This window comes from Bacteroides sp. AF20-13LB (assembly GCF_003603065.1).
In the GTDB taxonomy this organism is placed as follows: Bacteria; Bacteroidota; Bacteroidia; order Bacteroidales; family Bacteroidaceae; genus Bacteroides; species Bacteroides uniformis.
This window is the reverse complement of sequence record NZ_QTMH01000007.1, coordinates 104,498-123,741: the sequence shown is the minus strand read 5'-3', so window position 1 is coordinate 123,741 and position 19,244 is coordinate 104,498. Positions and strand designations below refer to the sequence as shown.

Here is a 19,244-nt window from a genome sequence, read left to right as displayed (position 1 = left end):
AAGAATGCAATGTGTATTTTCGTAACTATATGTTTTTTGCTCTTTTTCTGGCTTATACCTATTTCTTTATATGCAGATAATGAGATTCATCTGACATTGATACCTCCTGCTATTGTAACGAATCAAGTTGATCTTGATATTCGTGGAGGAGTTGTAAATAAGAGCAGTCAAGAGCAAATGTATATTGTTTCATTGTATTGGAATAAAGAAGATGATGAACATCTGATATGTCGTTCTACTTTCAAACTTTTGCCCGGTCAGTCAAAGACTGTTTGTTCTATTGTAGATACAGAAAAGAGGATAGGCCAAAATCGAGTAATCTTTAAGGTTAAAAGTCAAAATAAGCTATATAGGAAAGTTAAGGATATTGAAATTTGTAAGTCCGATATTCGTTCTACTCAGAGACTTTCTGGTGCTTGGACTGGCATCTATCACTGGAGTGAGACTGAGGGAAAATATTGGAACAAAAAACTTCAGGAAATGACGGATAGCCATTGGGGCGAGATGGTGAGAGCCATGGATAAGTTGAATATGAATATTATCGTTATTCAGGAGGTTTTTCGCAATGAAGAATATGCAGGCAAACATTCTGTAAATGTCACAAATTATACTGGTAAAGCCTTTTATCCTTCAAATCTGTATCCGGGACGGATGGATATCAAGGCTGATGATCCTATTGAGGCTATATTGACAGAGGCAGATAGGAGAAATATGAATGTATTTCTAGGAATTGGCATGTTTGCTTGGTTTGATTTTACTACTGAATCTCTAGAATGGCATAAACGAGTGGCTAAAGAGCTTTGGGAAAAGTATGGACATCACGAGTCCTTTTATGGGTTTTATATTTCGGAAGAGAGTGGAGGAGGGCTAGATAATTGGGAAAAGAGTCCGTTGATGAGAAAGAAGAGGAAGGAGGATATTGTAACCTTCTTTAAAGAGTTTAAGGCCTACTGTAATACTTTTGCACCAGGGAAACCTATGATGCTGGCTACCAATAGTTTTGATATTCCTAATGGAATGGATACTTATCCGGACTTATTGAAGCATCTGGATATATTATGTCCATTTGGATTTGCTAGAATGCCTAAAGAAGATTTAAAAGGACTTGAAGCTGCAAATTTATTACAAAAAGTATGTGATGAAGCGAAAGCTCATTTATGGTTTGATTTGGAGGCTTTTTTATTCAACCAGGATAATTCATTATATCCTCGGCCTATAGATGGAATCATTCAAGACTTAAATCAATTTGAGAATTTTGAGACTATTTTGTGTTATCAGTTTCCTGGTGTATTTAATGATCCGGAAATGTCTGTCTGTATAGGTGAAAAAGAGACAATTGATTTGTTTAACGGATACTTGGACTATTTGAACGAACAAAAAAAAGAAGGTAAAGACAAGATTGTTTCCGAAGTAAAGCCAATTACCGGTACATGGATAAATCTAGCTTATCAGGATGTACGTAATAAATATACCAATCTGCAATATTTTGACAATACTGACCCTGGAATGTGGGAACAGAAGGTGAAGGAATTATCAGATATGGGGATGGAATATTTAGTTTTTATGGCAGTAGCTAATGAAGGGGAAGCCTATTATCCTTCAAAACTAATGCCGTGGGCGTATTCTGAGAATAGAAAAAGCCCGGTGGATGCCATTATGGATGCGGCAGCTCGACTAGGCATGAAGGTTTTTATGAGTATTGGCTGGGCTAAAGACCAGGATGATAATTTACGCGATCCGGTGATTCAGCAAAGGCAATTGGATATGATGAAGGAGTTGGCGTCCATATATAGGACACATAAAGCGCTTTATGGATGGTATTTACCGGTTGAGGATTGCTTGTGTCCTATACTTTCTGAGCATGCTGTGAATGCGGTCAATGCTTTGGCAGAGCAGGCGCGTAGATTGACTCCGAATAAGAAAATTCTGATTTCTCCTTATGGCATGGTCAATTCTGATTTTGATGATCCGGAATATGAAAGGCGGTTGTCTAGGCTAAAGGTAGATGTCATAACCTATCAAGATGAAGTGGGATGTGTGAGGGAAAAGTTTCCTTTGGTCCGCTTGAAGGAAAACTGGCAAAAGCTGCGGACTATTCATGATAAACTGAATATTGCCTTATGGGCGAACTGTGAAACGTTTACGTGGGAAGATGAGCTTAACGACCGCACTTCTGCTTTGATTCCGGCTGCCTATTCACGCTTACTTTCTCAGCAAGCAGCAGCATCGGCAGCGGGAGTGGAGAATATTGTTTCTTTCATGTTTTGTGGCATCATTGAGAATCCGATGTCATCTTTTCAGTTAGGACAACCTATTTGGTCCAATTGTACTTTTCAGAACTATATGGATTGGAAGCGGGGTACGAGATATTGGAAATTGCTTGAAGCTTCTTTCCTTGATAAATTGGCTAATGGTGCGACACCTGAGATGATAAGGGACGAAAAGACTCCATCGGCATTATTGGATGGCTTGATTGCTGAGGAAAACACCGGAGACAGTTGTTGGATAATCTTTAATAAGGGATATCATGAGCTGCAGGTTGATTTGCAAAAGGAAATGGAGCTCCATGACGTTTTACTGCGTATGTTAAATTATAGGCCGGGAGGTATTAGACTGCCCTCGAAAGTCTATTTATATGCTTCACTAGATGGAGACTCGTATCGTTTATTATCTATTAAAGACACTCCTTCCTTCCAGAATGCCAAGCATGATGCCTGGATTGACGGAGTCTTGTTTGAAGGTATAGATGTCAATACCCGCTATCTCAAAGTTGCTTTTGAGGCAGATACGCCGGTGTATATGGATGAATTATTTGTTAATCCAGTAATCAGATAATAGGAAAGCCTCCCGATATTTTAGTGCATATTGGGAGGCCTTCTTTATTATCTCTATTTTTTTATCAGTCGAACAGACTCTTGAACTTCTTGAATATTTTCTCCTTAATCGAAGTATTTGGCTTGAAGTTATCCGATTCTTCCATCTCCTCCAGCGCCTTCTTCTCATCCTTGTTCAGCGTTTCGGGTACGTATACGCTGACATTTACCAGCAAATCTCCCGTGCCGTATCCGTTCACGTTGGGTAAACCTTTGCCGCGCAGGCGGAGCACTTTTCCCGGTTGCGTACCTGAGTCAATTTTTACTTTCACCTTTCCATCAATCGTGGGAATTTCTACCGCACCACCCAAGGCTGCTGTCGGGAAGCTGAGGAGCAGATTGTAAATCAAGTCGTTTTCATCGCGTATCAGGTTCGGGTCTTGTTCTTCCTCTACAAGAATCAGCAGGTCTCCCGGCACGCCGTTGTGCTTGCCTGCGTTTCCTTTTCCTCCCATAGAGAGTTGCATACCTTCTGCAACGCCTTTCGGAATTTTTACGGTTACTACTTCTTCACCGTATACAATGCCTTCACCGGCACACTCCTTACACTTGTTCTTGATGATTTTGCCCTCACCGCCACACGTCGGGCAGGTGGTTCTTGTCTGCATGGTGCCGAGTATGGTTTGCTGGTTACGGATTACCGTGCCGCTGCCGTTACAAGTCGGGCAGGTCTCTGAACCACCGTCACCTTCGGCTCCCGTACCATGACAGTGGGTACAAGGCACGTATTTCTTCAGTTTGAATTTCTTTTCCACGCCGGTAGAGATTTCCTTGAGGTTCAGTTTCACCTTGACACGCAGGTCCGAACCACGGTAACGGCGTTGTTGTTGTGCTCCACCGCCTCCGCCGAAACCTCCAAAACCGCCGAAACCTCCACTGTGTCCGCCAAAGATGTCACCGAACATGGAGAAGATGTCGTCCATGGACATGCCTCCACTGAAGCCGCCGAACGGACCACCATTACCGGCGGCACCACCCAGTCCGGCATGACCGAACTGATCGTAGCGGGCACGCTTGTCCGGATTGCTTAGTACGTCGTATGCTTCTGCCGCTTCCTTGAATTTCTCTTCGGCTGTTTTGTCGCCCGGATTCTTGTCCGGATGATATTGGATGGCTTTCTTGCGATAGGCTTTCTTTATTTCTTCTACCGTTGCTGTCTTTTCGACTTCCAATACTTCGTAGTAATCTCTTTTTTCCATACAGTTTTATGTTATTCTCCGACTACCACTTTGGCATGACGGATCACTTTGTCGTTTAGGATGTAACCGGTTTGTACACAGTCCAGAATTTTGCCTTTCAGTGCTTCATTGGGTGCCGGAATCACGGCGATGGCTTCGTGATAGTCTGTATCGAGCGGTTGTTCCTTTGTTTCTATCACCTTAACGCCGTTTTGTCCCAATACAGACATGAACTTGTTGTAGATAAGTTCAACGCCTTCTTTTACGGCGGCTACGTCGGTGGCTGTTTCCATGTTTTTGAGGGCGCGTTCAAAGTCATCCACAATGGGTAGGATACTGCTGATACTCTTTTCACCACCGTTCAGGATGAGTTCTGCTTTCTCCTTCATGGTACGTTTGCGGTAATTGTCAAACTCGGCAGACAAGCGCAGGTATTTGTCCTTCTGCTCTTCAATCTGTTCATTGGCCTTTTCCAGTTCCTGGGCGAGCTTTTCTTCTTCTGTCAGGGGAGCTTCGTTTTCTTGTGAAGTTTCTTGTCCGACAGTTTCTTCGTCACATTCGTTAGGAGTAGCTTGAGTTTTCAGCTCCTCTTCCTGGTTGTTTTCTTTTTCTTTCGGATTCATATTGTTATGCTTATTATTCTTGTAAAATGATTTAGCTTTCATTGCTGTTAAGGGTTTAAGTTAATACGATATTGGTGCTCCAGCAAAAACTTTGCCAAAACGGATATTTTTGCCGAAAACGCTGCAAAGGTAATACTTTTATGTCAGATTGACAGCGCTTCTCTGTGCCTATTCATGGAAAAATAACTATCTTTGCACTCGCAATTCGCAGACTAATAGGTATTAAATAGTAAATTGTAAATAAATAAATCGTAAATATAAAGATGATTACAGTCTCTAATGTCTCAGTACAGTTTGGTAAAAGAGTGTTGTTCAATGACGTAAACCTGAAGTTTACAAGTGGTAACTGTTATGGTATCATCGGTGCCAACGGCGCCGGAAAATCTACTTTCCTGAAAACGATTTCCGGGGAGCTGGACCCTACGACGGGCTCCATCATGCTGGCTCCGGGAGAGCGTCTTTCCGTTTTGAGCCAGGACCACTTTAAGTGGGATGCTTTTACGGTGATGGACACGGTGATGATGGGACACACGGTGTTGTGGGATATCATGAAGCAGCGTGAAGTGCTGTATGCCAAAGAGGATTTCACAGACGAGGATGGACTGAAGGTTTCCGAATTGGAAGAGAAATTTGCCGAGCTGGACGGCTGGAATGCCGAAAGCGATGCTGCCGCCTTGCTGAGTGGCTTGGGTATCAAGGAAGACAAGCATTATCTGCTGATGGGTGAGTTGAACAACAAGGAAAAGGTGCGTGTCATGCTGGCGCAGGCTCTCTATGGAAATCCTGATAACTTGCTGCTGGACGAGCCTACCAATGACTTGGATATGGAGACCGTGACTTGGCTGGAAGATTACTTGTCAAACTTTGAGCATACGGTGCTGGTGGTGAGCCACGACCGTCACTTCCTCGATTCCGTTTGTACGCATACGGTGGACATCGACTACGGAAAGATTAACCTCTTTGCCGGTAACTATAGCTTCTGGTATGAGTCCAGCCAGCTGGCGCTCCGTCAGCAGCAGAACCAGAAGGCAAAGGCCGAGGAGAAGAAGAAAGAGCTGGAAGAGTTTATCCGCCGATTCAGTGCCAATGTGGCAAAGAGCAAGCAGACTACCAGCCGCAAGAAGATGTTGGAGAAACTGAATGTAGAAGAAATCAAGCCGTCATCACGTAAGTATCCGGGCATCATCTTTACGCCCGAACGCGAACCGGGTAATCAGATTCTGGAAGTTTCCGGTTTGACGAAAACGCTGGAAGATGGTACGGTGCTGTTCCGCGACGTCAACTTCAACGTAGAGAAGGGAGACAAGATTGTATTCCTCTCGCACGATCCGCGTGCCATGACCGCCCTGTTCGAGATTATCAACGAGAATATGAAACCGGATGCAGGTACTTTCAACTGGGGTGTGACTATCACCACCGCTTACCTGCCGCTGGACAATACTGCATTCTTTAATACAGACCTGAATCTGGTGGACTGGTTGAGCCAGTTCGGTGAAGGCAATGAAGTCTATATGAAGAGCTTTCTGGGACGTATGCTGTTCTCCGGCGAGGAGGTGCTGAAGAAAGCAAGCGTATTGTCGGGAGGTGAGAAGATGCGTTGCATGATTGCACGTATGCAGCTGCGCAATGCCAATTGCTTGATTCTGGATACACCTACCAATCACCTCGACTTGGAGTCTATCCAGGCATTCAACAATAATCTAAAGACCTATAAAGGCAATATCCTTTTCTCATCCCACGACCACGAGTTCATTCAGACGGTTGCCAACCGTATCATCGAATTGACTCCGAACGGTATTATCGACAAGATGATGGAGTATGACGAATACATCACTTCAGACCACATCAAGGAGTTGCGTGCACGTATGTACGGAGCTTAAAAGATAAATTTTCAGAACAGACTCTTGAATCCTTTCCGAAGGCCTTCGGATGTTTTACTAAAACTCGTATGGAGATTTACTAAATCTCCGGGAAGGATTTAGTAAATCGTCGGACAAGATTTAGTAAAACGTAATCCCCCTCCCAGAACTACTTCTGGGAGGGGGATTGCTTTTTCTTGTTGATACGTTGAAAAAGGATTACAATACTACCGCTTCTCCTTGTATATGATTTTACCTTTACTCTCTCCGAAAAGGTTGTCGCCTAGCGTGGTAATCTTATTCCCCGTGGCAAGCACATAGCGCAGGTTGTCGCATCCCATAAATGCTCCGTACTCAATGGCGGTTACACTGGCAGGAAGCACCAGCGTGCCGCACAAACGGCCGCAGCCACTGAATGCACGCTGTCCGATGCTTCTAAGCTCTTGCGGGAGCCGTACGTTCAGCAGATACTTCTTTTGGGTGAAAGTATAGTCGGGAATTGCAGTGGCATTACTGTTGGTCATGTCGATGGAAACCAGATTGGGCATATAGTCGCGTATCAATGTGAAGTCGGCTTCGTCCATTTTTCCTTCAACGGTCAGAAAGTTAACGTCTTTGGGCTGAAATCCGGCTCTTAACAGTTCGCTGGCAAGGCTGCCCATTTTACCAATCTGCACATTGACTGTCAGTGGTTCTCCTTCAATGAATGCAAAGGTCTCCCATTTCATTTTGGTACGATAGGAGTCACTGCATCCCAATGGAACAAATATGGCTGTAACGCTATCGGCCAATGCTTCGGACAACAGATTGGGAGCCGTTTTCTTCCGTATCTGGCATATCTTGAGATTTTTACATCCCTTAAAGGCAGCATCTTCGATGTTCTTGGTCTTGTCGGAAAGGATAATCCTGGTCAGTGTCTCCTTGCCTACAAATGTACTGTCGTCCATTTGCTTGCAGAAGGCATATGCCGGAATGCAATTGGCAGGATATACATAAAAACGGTTTGGATAAGTCCCGTTCTTGCCTGCATACATGCTGATGGAGGCATTGGAAATGTCCAGCAGTTGCAGGTTTTTGAATTCATCCCGTAGATGCCTGAAATCTACGGCATTCAGCTTGCCCTGCAGGGTCAGTTGGGTGATTTCATTGGCTTCCGCTTCTGTCATCAGTTCCACCAGGGTGCCGGGTTTGGCCACGTAGTATCTTTTGGATTTTTGTGCCGAGGCATTCAGCATTAACGCCAGTCCGGCAACGGCTAAAAGTATTTTTCTTAGTTTCATGTTTGTCGATTCCAGATTGATTTTTCAAATATAAGAAGAAACCGGCAGGAATACATGAAGTTTTTTCTTTTTATTATTATTTTTGTCGGATATTAATCAAAATGAGATACAAATGGAGACGGAAGAAACGGTGAAGGAAGAGTGTGTTGCTATGAGTAAAACAAAACGTATTTGGCTGGCATTCGTTGATATAGTACTGTTTACTGTACTTTTTATGATTTTTCTGTTTTTGTTTGCCATACCTTTTGCGATTGCTTTCCCTGAGTTGAAGACACAAGCTGGTGGGATGAGCGTCTATTTAATGATGTTGAATGAAGTCTTGATGTTGGCCAGTGGGCTTATTGCCGCTTGTATGGTGCTGGGCTTCAGGAAGCTTCCTTTTTCGGGCTTGGGCTTGTCTTTGAAGGGATGGGGTAGAAGCCTGCTGAACGGAGCTTTGTTTGTCGTGTTCTTGTATGCAGTTGGTTTTGGCTTGTCTTTATTGTTGGGGGCTGTGGAAGTGGCAGGGGTCTTGTTTTCTCCCATTTCGTTGTTGTCGAGTCTTTTGCTTTATTTTTTAGTGGCAGTTACGGAAGAAGTTATTGGACGCGGTTTCATTTTAGGGCGTATGCTGGATGGAGGCGTCAATAAGTTTGTGGCATTGTTTATCTCTGCGGTGTTATTTTCGTTGATGCATCTTTTCAATCCCAGCTTTGCCTTCGTCCCGTTTTTGAATATCATGCTGGCGGGTTGTTTCTTGGGAGCTTCCTATATATACACGCGCAACCTCTGTTTCCCCATTGCCTTGCATTGGTTCTGGAACTGGATTCAAGGTTCTGTTTTGGGATATAAAGTCAGTGGAAATGAATTTAGCAATGAGAATCTGCTGATTCTTCACTTTCCGGAAGAAAATCTGATAAATGGAGGAACTTTCGGGTTCGAAGGCTCTATTCTGTGTTCACTACTTTTAGTGCTTGGTACAGTAATTATCTTAAGACACTATTATAAGGGATTAGGGATTAATGATTAATACGGAAACCATTAACCACTAACCATTAATCCCTAATCCCTAATCATTAATCACTAATTCTGTTCCACTCCTTTCATTGTCAGCTGTATGCGTTTCCGGTCCATATCTATGCTGAGTACCTTTACGCGTATATGCTGGTGAATGGACACTACTTCATTAGGGTCTGATATGAATCTGTCGGCGAGTTGGGAGAGGTGTACCAGTCCGTTTTCCTTGATGCCTATATCGACAAATGCGCCGAAGTTGGTGATGTTTCCTACGATGCCGGGCAATTCCATGCCTTCGCGTAGGTCGTTGATGGTGCGCACGTTCTTATCAAATTCAAATATTTTTATCGGTCCGCGTGGGTCACGTCCGGGCTTGTCCAGCTCTTGCAGGATGTCTTTCAGTGTCGGCATGCCCACGGTGGGGGAGAGGTAGCGTTCCGGATTAATCTTCAGGCGCAGCTCCCGGCTGGCTATCAGCTCGGCTACGCTGCAACCCAAGTCCTTTGCCATTTGTTCTACGATGCAATAGCTTTCCGGGTGTACGGCAGTATTGTCCAGCGGATTCTTTGCCTGCGGAATGCGTAGGAAGCCGGCACATTGCTCAAACGCCTTGGCACCCATACGAGGTACTTTCATCAGTTCCTTGCGCGAGGTGAAGGCACCGTTTTCGGCACGATAGTTCACAATGTTCTGTGCCAGTTGCGGACCCAATCCCGAGATGTAGGTCAGTAGATGGCTGCTTGCGGTGTTCAGGTTGACACCTACCAAGTTTACACAGTTTTCTACGGTCTGGTCCAGTGATTTTTTCAGCTTGGTTTGGTCTACGTCATGCTGGTATTGCCCCACACCAATAGATTTCGGGTCAATCTTTACTAACTCTGCCAGCGGGTCCATCAGTCGTCTGCCTATGGACACAGCACCGCGTACGGTGACGTCGTAGTCGGGAAACTCGTCCCGTGCAATTTTAGAGGCCGAATAGATGGAAGCTCCCTGCTCGCTGACGATGAATATCTGTATGTCGCGGTTGAAGCGCTGATGTTTCAAGAACTCCTCCGTTTCGCGGCTGGCTGTTCCGTTACCTATGGCTACAGCATCTATCTTATAAGACTCTATCATCATTTGCAGCTTGGCAAATGCCTCTTTCTGCTTGCTGACCGGAGGGTGGGGGTAGATGTTCTCATTGTGGAGCAGATTTCCTTGTGCATCGAGGCACACAACTTTACAACCCGTACGAAATCCGGGGTCTATACCCATCACACGCTTTTGCCCCAGTGGTGAAGCCAGCAACAACTGACGGAGGTTTTCGGCAAATACCTTGATGGCTTCCTCATCAGCACGTTCCTTACTTTGCGTGGCAAATTCCGTCTCTATGGATGGCTTCAATAGGCGTTTGTAGGAATCCTGCACGGCTTCTGCCACTTGCTGTCCGCAGGGGTTGTTGCTCCGCACGAATTGGCGTTCCAGCCGTTCCACGCACTCCTCATCGTCCGGGCTGATGCTGACTTTCAGCAGGCCTTCCGCTTCGGCACGCCGGATGGCGAGCAGGCGGTGGGAGTTGCATCGCTTCAACGATTCGGAGCAGTCGAAGTAGTCACGGTATTTGGTCGCTTCCTCTTCTTTGCCTTTCACTACTTTGGCGGTCAGTATGCCTTGGCGGGCAAATGCGTTGCGCACGCTGTTTCGGGCACGTTCGTCTTCGCTAACATGCTCGGCTATGATGTCACGGGCACCTTTCAGTGCATCTTCCACGTTCTTCACGTCTCCTTTCACGTAATTGGCGGCGCGTTCCTCCGGATGAGGATCACGTTGCAGCATCAGCAGGGTGGCGAGGGGTTCCAGTCCTTTTTGACGGGCTGCTTCGGCACGTGTTTTCCGTTTGGGCTTGTAGGGGAGGTAGATGTCCTCCAGTAGGGTATTGTCCCAAGTCTCCTCGATGCGCTTCTGAAGTTCGGCGGTCAGTTTACCTTGTTCCTGTATGGTGTTCAGGATGGTTTCTTTACGTTTGGCGATTTCGTTCAGCTTTTCGTAGTGGGTCTTTATGGATTCAATCTGCACTTCGTCCAGTCCTCCCGTCACTTCTTTTCGGTAGCGGCTGATGAAGGGGATGGTGGCACCATCGTTCAGCAATCCGAGGGTCTGTACTATTTGTTTCTCTGATATGCCGAGGGCGGCAGATATCATGCGGTGGAAATGTTGTATCATCGGTTCTCTCTTTTTATAATGGATGCCAAAAGTACGAAAAACAATCGTCGTACGAAAATAAACCCCATATTCTTGGAAAAATCATTTATTATTGCGAAGTTTGTCAACTATAACGAACTAATAAACAATAATATGGAAGAAGCTAAAGGTCAATCGATTTTAGATAAAATGCTCACTACATTTATCAATACGTTAGTGAAAGCAGCCGAAAATGAGGCTCAAACACATTTCGGCAAAAACCTTGAGGAGGTATTGAAGCATTTCATGGCAAAAGTGAATAGCGATTTTGAAAAACAATGCCTGCTTTGGTATTTTACAAAAAAAGGTCAAACTATGACCGTGTCGTCAGAAGTCTTTGAGCGGATTGCGAAAGCGGCTGTTGCCTCGCGTGCGGCAAGCGAGAAGCTGTTTCATGGCCCACAGAAGGTAATCATTAAAGGAAAGGTCTATTATTCCCAAACCATTTCTTTCTATGAGAATGATGAATTTGATTATGCCTTGGGCTGTGCGACAATCTTCTTTGATGAGGAGGGCGTTCCCGTAGGCCTGAAGGATATTTATGACTTTAACGAAGCAAAACATCGTGATACCAATGCCGAGAGTGACACCACATTTATGGCTAAATTTGAAAAAGCAAATTTAGCAAAGTCCTACGCCATACTTTATGGCATTAATGACTATGACCTTCATGACTGATGTGTTTCGTACCATATCGTCATGTATCATAGCATTATTCTGCTGTCTGTTACCAGTGTTCTCTATTACGGGGGAGCATCCGATACTGATTATCAGTTCCTATAACCCGGATGCTGGCCGTACTTCCGGCAACATCTCAGACTTTATGGAGGAGTTCCAACGCCTGGGCGGGACAAACACCATCGCATTGGAAAACATGAACTGCAAAAGCTTCTCCGAATCTCCCCTTTGGGAACGGAGGATGGTGGAGCTATTGTCCAAATACCAGGGCGATAACAGTCCGGCGCTGACCGTCCTTATTGGGCAGGAGGCTTGGGCTGCCTATCTTTCTCTGCCCGACTCTATACGCGGCAATACTCCGGTCGTAAGTGCATTGTCCAGCCGTAACGCCATATTGTTGCCGGGCGATACGGTCGACTTAAAGACCTGGATGCCCGAATCCGTCGACTTCTTCACGGATTTCCCCAGTTCGCCTATCAAGGCTGGCTTCGTTTATGAGTATGATGTGGAGGCCAACATCAATATGATAAAGCAGATGTATCCCGGCACCAAGAATATCGCTTTTGTCTCAGACAACAGTTATGGCGGCGTTGCCATGCAGGCCTATGTAGTGAAGGAGATGCAGAAGTTCCCGGAACTAAACCTGATTCTGCTGGACGGACGCGTCAATACCATATATACCATTTGTGACAGATTGCATGAGTTACCGGAAAATACAGCTATATTGATGGGGACATGGCGTGTGGACATGAACGATGGTTACTTCATGCGGAATGCAACCTACGCCATGATGGAAGCAGCTCCCACTTTGCCCACTTTCTCGCTCAGTTCCGTAGGCTTGGGATATTGGGCTGTGGCAGGTGTCGTTCCTGCTTACCGTGCTTTGGGCAAGGAGATGGCAAGACAGTCTTACCGCCTGCTGACCACCTCCCAGGATAGTGAGACCCATATGGAAATCATTCCGAATGAGACCATACTGGACGGTAAACTTGTGAAGGAAAAGAAACTGAATATCACCGGCCTTCCGCAGCCGGTAAAGATGCTGAACGTAACCCCTTCTTTCTACGAACAGTACAAGTATCATATCTGGTCTGTCGGTGCTGTTCTGTTGGTGCTGTTGGGCGGTTTGTTCGTTTCCCTTTACTTTTATTATCATACAAAGAAGTTGAAGGATGAACTGGAGGTATCCGAGGGTGCCTTGCGCGAAGCAAAAGACCGTGCCGAAGAATCCAGCCGTCTGAAGAGTGCTTTCCTTGCCAATATGAGCCACGAAATCCGTACTCCATTGAATGCGATTGTGGGCTTCTCGGACGTGCTGTCTGCCGGAGGAGCCTCGGAAGAAGAACAGCGTGGCTATTTCGAGATTATTAGGACCAACTCTGATTTGCTGCTTCGGTTGATTAATGACATATTGGATGTGTCCCGTTTGGAGGCCGACCGCGTCATCCTTTCTTTGGAGAGCTGCAATGTAGTGCAGATATGCCAGCAGGTAGTAGCTTCCGTGGCCCAGGCACGCAGGTCGACCAATCAATTCTTATTTGAGTGTGAACGTGAGGTAGTGGAGATGCGGACGGATGTGCAGCGTTTACAGCAGGTTGTGATAAATCTGCTTTCCAATGCGGACAAGTTTACAAAAGAAGGTACGATAACCTTGAAGCTGGAGCCGGATACGGCGAGGAATGTTGCAGTATTCTCGGTGACTGACACTGGTTGCGGCATTCCATTGGACAAACAGAAACGGGTGTTCGAACGTTTCGAGAAGCTGAACGAATATGTGCAGGGAACCGGCTTGGGCTTGTCCATCTGTAAGCTGACCGTTGAGAAGTGGGGCGGCGAGATTTGGATAGATCCTGCCTATACGGATGGAGCGCGGTTTATGTTTACCCATCCTATGAACTTATAAGAACCGACAAGAAATAAGGAAATATAATGAAAAGATTTAGTTGTTTTTTTATCTGGATTTTTGTCCTGACAAGCATACTGCCTGCGCAGGAAAGAGAGGTGAAACTGAAAGTCGTACAGACCAGTGATATACACGGCAACTACTATCCCTACGACTTTATACGCCGCCGGGAGGCAACCGGCAGTCTGGCACGTGTGCATGCTTTGGTGCAAAAAGAACGTGAGGCTTATGGCAAAAATCTGATTCTCTTGGACAATGGTGACATTCTGCAGGGACAGCCCACAGCCTATTATTATAATTACATAGATACCGTTGCCCCTCATCTGGCAGCGGAGATGATGAATTTCATGGGGTATAATGCCGGCAATATGGGTAACCATGACGTAGAGACCGGCCGTACCGTTTTCGACCGTTGGGCAGGTGACTGCCGTTTTCCGATATTGGGTGCCAATATTGTGGATACTGCTACCGGAGAAACCCATTTCAAACCCTATGAGGTGCTGGAACGTGACGGAGTGAAAATTGTGGTTCTCGGTATGATAACTCCTGCCATCCCCGTATGGCTTTCAGAGAATCTGTGGAAAGGGCTGCGTTTCGACGATATGGAGGAGACTGCCCGCAAATGGATGAAGATTATCCGTGAGCAGGAAAAGCCTGATTTGGTTATCGGTATGTTCCATGCCGGCCAGGATGCCCAGCTGATGGGAGGCAAGTATCGCGAAAACGCTTCGGTGGAAGTGGCGTGCAACGTGCCGGGATTCGATATTGTCCTGATGGGGCACGACCATGCGCGCGAATGCAAGAGGGTGTGCAACATAGCCGGTGACTCGGTACTGGTGATGGACCCTGCCAGCAACGGTGTTGTTGTGAGTAATGTGGATATAACCTTGAAACTGCGTGATGGTAAAGTTATAGACAAGAAGATAGACGGCATACTGTCCGATACGCAAGACTACGGCGTCAGCGAAGAGTTCATGCAACGCTTTGCCCCCGAAAATGAAGCTGTGCAGAATTTTGTTTCCAAGAAAATTGGTTCCTTTACCGAGACTATCTCCACACGTCCTGCCTATTTCGGTTCTTCCGCTTTTATAGACCTTATCCACGAATTGCAGTTGGCAATCAGCGGAGCGGATATTTCTTTTGCGGCTCCTTTGTCCTATGATACGGAAATCCGTAAAGGAGACATTTTTGTGAACGATATGTTCAATCTGTATAAGTACGAAAATATGCTTTACACCATGCGTCTGACGGGGAAGGAGATACGCGATGCCTTGGAGATGTCGTATGATTTGTGGACCAATCGGATGAAGTCTCCGGACGACCATATCCTTCTCTTCCGTGAGAAGCGCCGCGAAGGTGCTACGGATAGGGCCTCATTCAAGAATTTCAGCTTCAACTTCGATTCTGCGGCGGGTATTATCTACACGGTGGATGTGACCAAGCCGGATGGCGAGAAGGTAGCCATTCTCAGTATGGCAGACGGTACTCCGTTCGATATGGATAAAATGTATAAGGTAGCGGTGAATTCTTATCGCGGAAACGGTGGCGGCGAATTGCTGACAAAGGGGGCCGGCATCTCGCAGGATGAATTGAAGGAACGCATCATCCACTCTACGGATAAGGACTTACGCTATTATCTGATGCAGTACATTGAGCAGAAGAAGGTGATTGAACCGCGTACGCTGAATCAGTGGAAGTTTATTCCCGAAGAGTGGGCGGCTCCGGCTTCCAAGCGTGATTATGAGTTCTTGTTTGGCAAAGTTAAAGAATAATTCACTATCTTTGCGGCTCAAAATCTATAGTATAAGTTTTTGGACGTGAAGCAGAAGAAAAAAATTATAGGTGCATTGAGCTTGCTGGTACTGTTTATCATGTACCAGGCAAGTATCACTGCGTTCACTCACGTCCATTATGTGAATGGGGTGATGATAACGCACTCGCACCCTTTTCATGGCACACACTCTCACTCTCAGACTTCCCTTTTGGTTATCGGGCATTTGTCGGCATTCTACTCTTCCGGAGTGGATGTGTATGAGGTTCAGCACCCGATGCGTCCTTTGCTGGCCATGCTCAGAGCCAAACCGGCAACACCTACTGTTAAGGGGGAAGTGATACGTACCCTTTCCCTTCGCGCTCCTCCCGCTCTTTTTTCATAGTCATTAGGTTTAAAAACGCCTGGATTTTTTGTATGTAGATACCAGGCATTTTAGTCTCGAAGTCCGGCATTTCAGTGAACGAAGTGCGGCATCTCGGATGATTATCTTTTTTCAGACTTGAATTATTTTTTTTATTTAGAGCGCTAATTTGATGAAACAATACATTTTGGCGTTGGTACTTGCAGTGGTAAGTGCCAGCGTAGCTTTTGCCGTAAATCCTATAAAAGAAGGCAATATGATTTCCGGCCATGTGATAGTGAAAGGTACGGAGGAAAATATACCGTATGCCACGGTTTTGATTATCGGCAGTGGTCAGGGAACGGTTTCCAATGAAGAAGGACAATTTGAGTTCCGCAAGCTTCCGGCGGGAAAATACAAGCTCCGTGTGTCGGCAGTGGGTTACAAGACCCAAGAGAAGGAGGTGACGGTGAGCAAGGACTTTACTGCCGTCATACATTTCCCGATGGAAGAGGAGAGTTTCATGACCGATGAAGTGGTGGTATCCGCCAACCGCAACGAGGTAAGCCGCAAGGCAGCTCCGGTAGTTGTAAATGTGATGAGTACCAAATTGTTCGAGATGGTCAACTCCACCGACCTTGCCAAGACACTGAACTACCAATCGGGCTTGCGTGTGGAGAACAACTGCCAGAACTGTGGTTTCCCCCAGGTGCGCATCAATGGCTTGGAAGGTCCGTATTCGCAGATATTGATAAACAGCCGTCCCATCATCAGTGCATTGAGCGGTGTGTACGGATTGGAGCAAATCCCCGTGAACATGATTGAACGGGTAGAAGTGGTGCGTGGCGGAGGCTCTGCCTTGTTTGGCGCCAATGCTGTGGGAGGAACTATCAATATTATAACCAAAGACCCCATCAACAATTCCTTTCAGGTATCGAGCATGTTCTCCAATATGGACGGCAAGTCCTGGGAGCAATATATGGGTGGCAATGTGTCGCTGGTTGCCAAAGATAACTCTTACGGCATTGCCTTTTATGAGAGTTACCGCAACCGCAACCCCTACGACCGCGATGGCGATGGCTTTTCCGAGCTGGGCAAGCTGAACATGAATACTTTCGGCTTCCGCGCCTATTACCGTCCTACGCATTTCAGCCGCATCAATCTGGAATACCATACCACCAACGAACTTCGTCGCGGAGGCAACAAATTCGATTTGCAGCCGCACGAGACGGACATCACCGAGCAGACCAAGCATATCATCAATAGCGGAGGCGTGAGCTACGATTTGTTCTGGAAGGAGTACAAGCATAAGATTTCGGCTTACACCTCCATACAGCACACCGACCGCAACAGCTACTATGGTGCCCAAAAGAACATGAATGCTTACGGCAAGACGAAAGACCTGACCTGGGTTGCCGGCGGCATGTATGTGGGCAATATGGACAACTGCTTCTTTGCCCCCGCCACCTTCACCGGCGGACTGGAATATCAGAACAACTCCCTGCACGACATCATGACCGGCTATCATCGTGACATGGAGCAGGATGTCCGCATTGCCAGCGCCTTCGTGCAGAATGAGTGGAAGATGAACGTACTGACCATGCTGGTCGGCGCCCGCCTGGACAAGCACAACCTGATAGACAAGCTTATTTTCAGCCCCCGCGTCAACCTGCTCTACAAGCCGGCAGATGATTTTCAGGCACGCTTGACTTACTCTACCGGTTTCCGCGCTCCGCAGGCATACGATGAGGACTTGCACGTGACGGCAGTAGGCGGCAAGGGAGTCCAAATCAAACTCGCCGATAACCTGAGTGAAGAACGCTCCAACAGTTACAGCGGTTCGGTGGACTGGACTGCCCATCTGGGACACTGGCAGGCAAACATCCTGGTGGAGGGTTTCTATACAGACCTGCGCCACGTCTTTGTGCTCGAAGATATCGGCAAGAACGAAGTAGGGGATGTCATCAAGGAGCGCCGCAACGGAAACGGCGCACGCGTATACGGTGCCAATCTGGATGCGAAGATTGCCCACGGCAAGGAGGCGCAGTTCCAGCTCGGCTTCACGGCGCAGCGCAGCCGCTACACCCATGAAGAAGTCTGGACAAAGGTGGACGGCAAAGACCTTACCACCAAGCGCATGCCCCGTACACCGGACTATTACGGGTACTTCACTTTCTCCTCGGCACCGGTGAAGAATTTCGATTTCTCCCTTTCCGGCACTTATACGGGAAAGATGATTGTGCCGCACTACGCACCGGAAGATGCTCCCGAGGGTGCCTTCTGCAATATCACCTCGGACCGCATGGAGCATACCCCCCAATTCCTGGACCTGAATGTGAAGCTGAACTACACCTTTGTGCTTCACGACCATATCAAGCTTCAGTTGAATACGGGTGTACAGAATATCTTCAACAGTTTCCAGAAAGACCTGGATAAAGGGGAATTCCGCGATGCGGGCTATTTCTACGGACCTACGCAGCCGAGAACCTTCTTTGTCGGCTTCAAGATAATGAACTAAAAGTTTCCATTTAAGGATTTTTAGAGCTAAATTCCGCAAAATAGTCCTACATTTGTCGCCAAAGCACAAAAACCATGGATACTAAGAGAATACGAAATGTAGATATTTCCCAGATACATCATTTGCCGATGATCGATTTCATCGGCAATGATTTTGCTATTTTTGATGACATCAAGGACATGTCTTTGAGCTCTTATCCCACCCGTTTGAATGCTGCTTGCCTGACTGTCTGCCTGAAAGGGTGGTGCAAACTGGAACTCAACTTGCAGCAATGTGAAATGCGGGAAGGTATGTTGGGTATTATCCTTCCCGACCAGATTGTTCTGCAAGGAGAACGCTCCGATGACTTTGCCGGACTTTTCATTGCCGTCTCAAAAGATTTTATGGATATGGTGATACCCACCATGCAACAGCTTTTCCCCATGTTCTTCATGATTAAGGAACGGCCTTTCGTCCACATCACTCTGGAGGAATCCCAATCATTCCAGGAGTATCACTCTTTCCTCTGGAGCAAGGTGAAGCTGAAGGACAATCCTTTCCGTAAGGAAATCACCCAGGGATTGCTGCTGGCACTGTTCTATGAGATATACAACATCTATCAAGGGCATGCCGTTCAGGAGCGCATACCCAAAAGCAGGAAGGAAGACTTGTTCGAACGCTTTATCCGTGCCGTTTCAGAGTCCTATAAGGAAGAGCGAAGTGTGTCCTATTATGCCGATAAGATGTTCCTCACCGCCAAGCACCTTTCCACCGTAGTGAAGGAAATCAGCGGAAAGACGGCAGGCGAATGGATTGACAGTCTCGTCGTTTTGGAAGCCAAAGCCTTGTTGAAGTCTTCCGAGCTGAGCATTCAGGAAATTGCGGACGAGCTGCACTTTGCCAACCAGTCGTTCTTTGGCAAGTATTTCAAGCATCACACCGGTATGTCACCTAAAGAATATCGCCGGCAATAGGTTCAATGTGACGGAATAATGTTTATTTTTGCGGTAAAGATTTACCCCC

13 protein-coding genes are annotated in these 19,244 nt (G+C 46.5%); 9 read left to right on the top strand and 4 right to left on the bottom strand.

All coding sequences use genetic code 11. The annotated features are described in order from the left end of the window. Positions 1 to 9: 9 nt before the first annotated feature. Positions 10 to 2,835, top strand: coding sequence for a DUF4434 domain-containing protein (locus DWX62_RS22530; RefSeq protein WP_057258977.1), 2,826 nt, complete (start codon positions 10 to 12; stop codon positions 2,833 to 2,835). A 64-nt stretch (positions 2,836 to 2,899) separates the two neighbouring features. On the opposite strand, the gene dnaJ is transcribed toward DWX62_RS22530, so the two are convergent. Then, a complete protein-coding gene (gene dnaJ / locus DWX62_RS09735) occupies positions 2,900 to 4,072 on the bottom strand; it encodes a molecular chaperone DnaJ (RefSeq protein WP_035448062.1) in 1,173 nt (390 codons plus the stop codon). A gap of 11 nt (positions 4,073 to 4,083) precedes the next feature. Next, entirely contained in the window at positions 4,084 to 4,716 is a 633-nt protein-coding gene (locus DWX62_RS09730) for a nucleotide exchange factor GrpE (protein WP_005827933.1), read from the bottom strand. Positions 4,717 to 4,937: 221 nt separating this feature from the next. On the opposite strand from DWX62_RS09730, the gene DWX62_RS09725 reads away from it, so the two are divergent. Then, on the top strand, positions 4,938 to 6,554 hold the full coding sequence (locus DWX62_RS09725; protein ID WP_120172787.1) for an ATP-binding cassette domain-containing protein: 1,617 nt from the start codon (positions 4,938 to 4,940) through the stop codon (positions 6,552 to 6,554). Positions 6,555 to 6,760: 206 nt separating this feature from the next. Here DWX62_RS09725 and DWX62_RS09720 read toward each other — a convergent pair whose 3' ends face one another. After that, a complete protein-coding gene (locus tag DWX62_RS09720; RefSeq protein ID WP_120172786.1) occupies positions 6,761 to 7,813 on the bottom strand; it encodes a leucine-rich repeat domain-containing protein in 1,053 nt (350 codons plus the stop codon). Positions 7,814 to 7,925: 112 nt separating this feature from the next. Here DWX62_RS09720 and DWX62_RS09715 point away from each other — a divergent pair, with 112 nt between their 5' ends. Then, the gene (locus DWX62_RS09715; protein WP_120172785.1) at positions 7,926 to 8,822 is read left to right on the top strand and encodes a type II CAAX endopeptidase family protein; all 897 of its coding nucleotides are present in this window, start codon (positions 7,926 to 7,928) and stop codon (positions 8,820 to 8,822) included. Positions 8,823 to 8,875: 53 nt separating this feature from the next. Here the strand turns inward: DWX62_RS09715 and DWX62_RS09710 are convergent, their stop codons facing one another. Then, positions 8,876 to 11,011 (bottom strand): Tex family protein, encoded by a 2,136-nt coding sequence (locus DWX62_RS09710; protein ID WP_057256087.1) that lies wholly within the window; start codon positions 11,009 to 11,011, stop codon positions 8,876 to 8,878. Positions 11,012 to 11,143: 132 nt separating this feature from the next. Between DWX62_RS09710 and DWX62_RS09705 the strand changes: the two genes are divergently transcribed. The 6 genes from DWX62_RS09705 to DWX62_RS09680 all read left to right on the top strand — a co-directional run bounded on the left by DWX62_RS09705 (position 11,144) and on the right by DWX62_RS09680 (position 19,195). Next, on the top strand, positions 11,144 to 11,707 hold the full coding sequence (locus tag DWX62_RS09705; protein ID WP_008663017.1) for a hypothetical protein: 564 nt from the start codon (positions 11,144 to 11,146) through the stop codon (positions 11,705 to 11,707). Further along, positions 11,700 to 13,610, top strand: coding sequence for a HAMP domain-containing sensor histidine kinase (locus DWX62_RS09700; RefSeq protein WP_120172816.1), 1,911 nt, complete (start codon positions 11,700 to 11,702; stop codon positions 13,608 to 13,610). Before DWX62_RS09705 ends, DWX62_RS09700 begins: the two co-directional genes overlap by 8 nt. A 26-nt stretch (positions 13,611 to 13,636) precedes the next feature. Continuing rightward, positions 13,637 to 15,382: a bifunctional metallophosphatase/5'-nucleotidase gene (locus tag DWX62_RS09695; protein WP_009036858.1), complete on the top strand. Its 1,746-nt coding sequence runs from the start codon at positions 13,637 to 13,639 to the stop codon at positions 15,380 to 15,382. Positions 15,383 to 15,427: 45 nt separating this feature from the next. After that, entirely contained in the window at positions 15,428 to 15,766 is a 339-nt protein-coding gene (locus tag DWX62_RS09690) for a hypothetical protein (protein ID WP_009036859.1), read from the top strand. A 151-nt stretch (positions 15,767 to 15,917) separates the two neighbouring features. Then, positions 15,918 to 18,242: a TonB-dependent receptor gene (locus DWX62_RS09685; protein ID WP_009036860.1), complete on the top strand. Its 2,325-nt coding sequence runs from the start codon at positions 15,918 to 15,920 to the stop codon at positions 18,240 to 18,242. 74 nt (positions 18,243 to 18,316) lie between these two features. Further along, entirely contained in the window at positions 18,317 to 19,195 is an 879-nt protein-coding gene (locus tag DWX62_RS09680; protein ID WP_120172784.1) for a helix-turn-helix domain-containing protein, read from the top strand. Positions 19,196 to 19,244 lie beyond the last annotated feature (49 nt).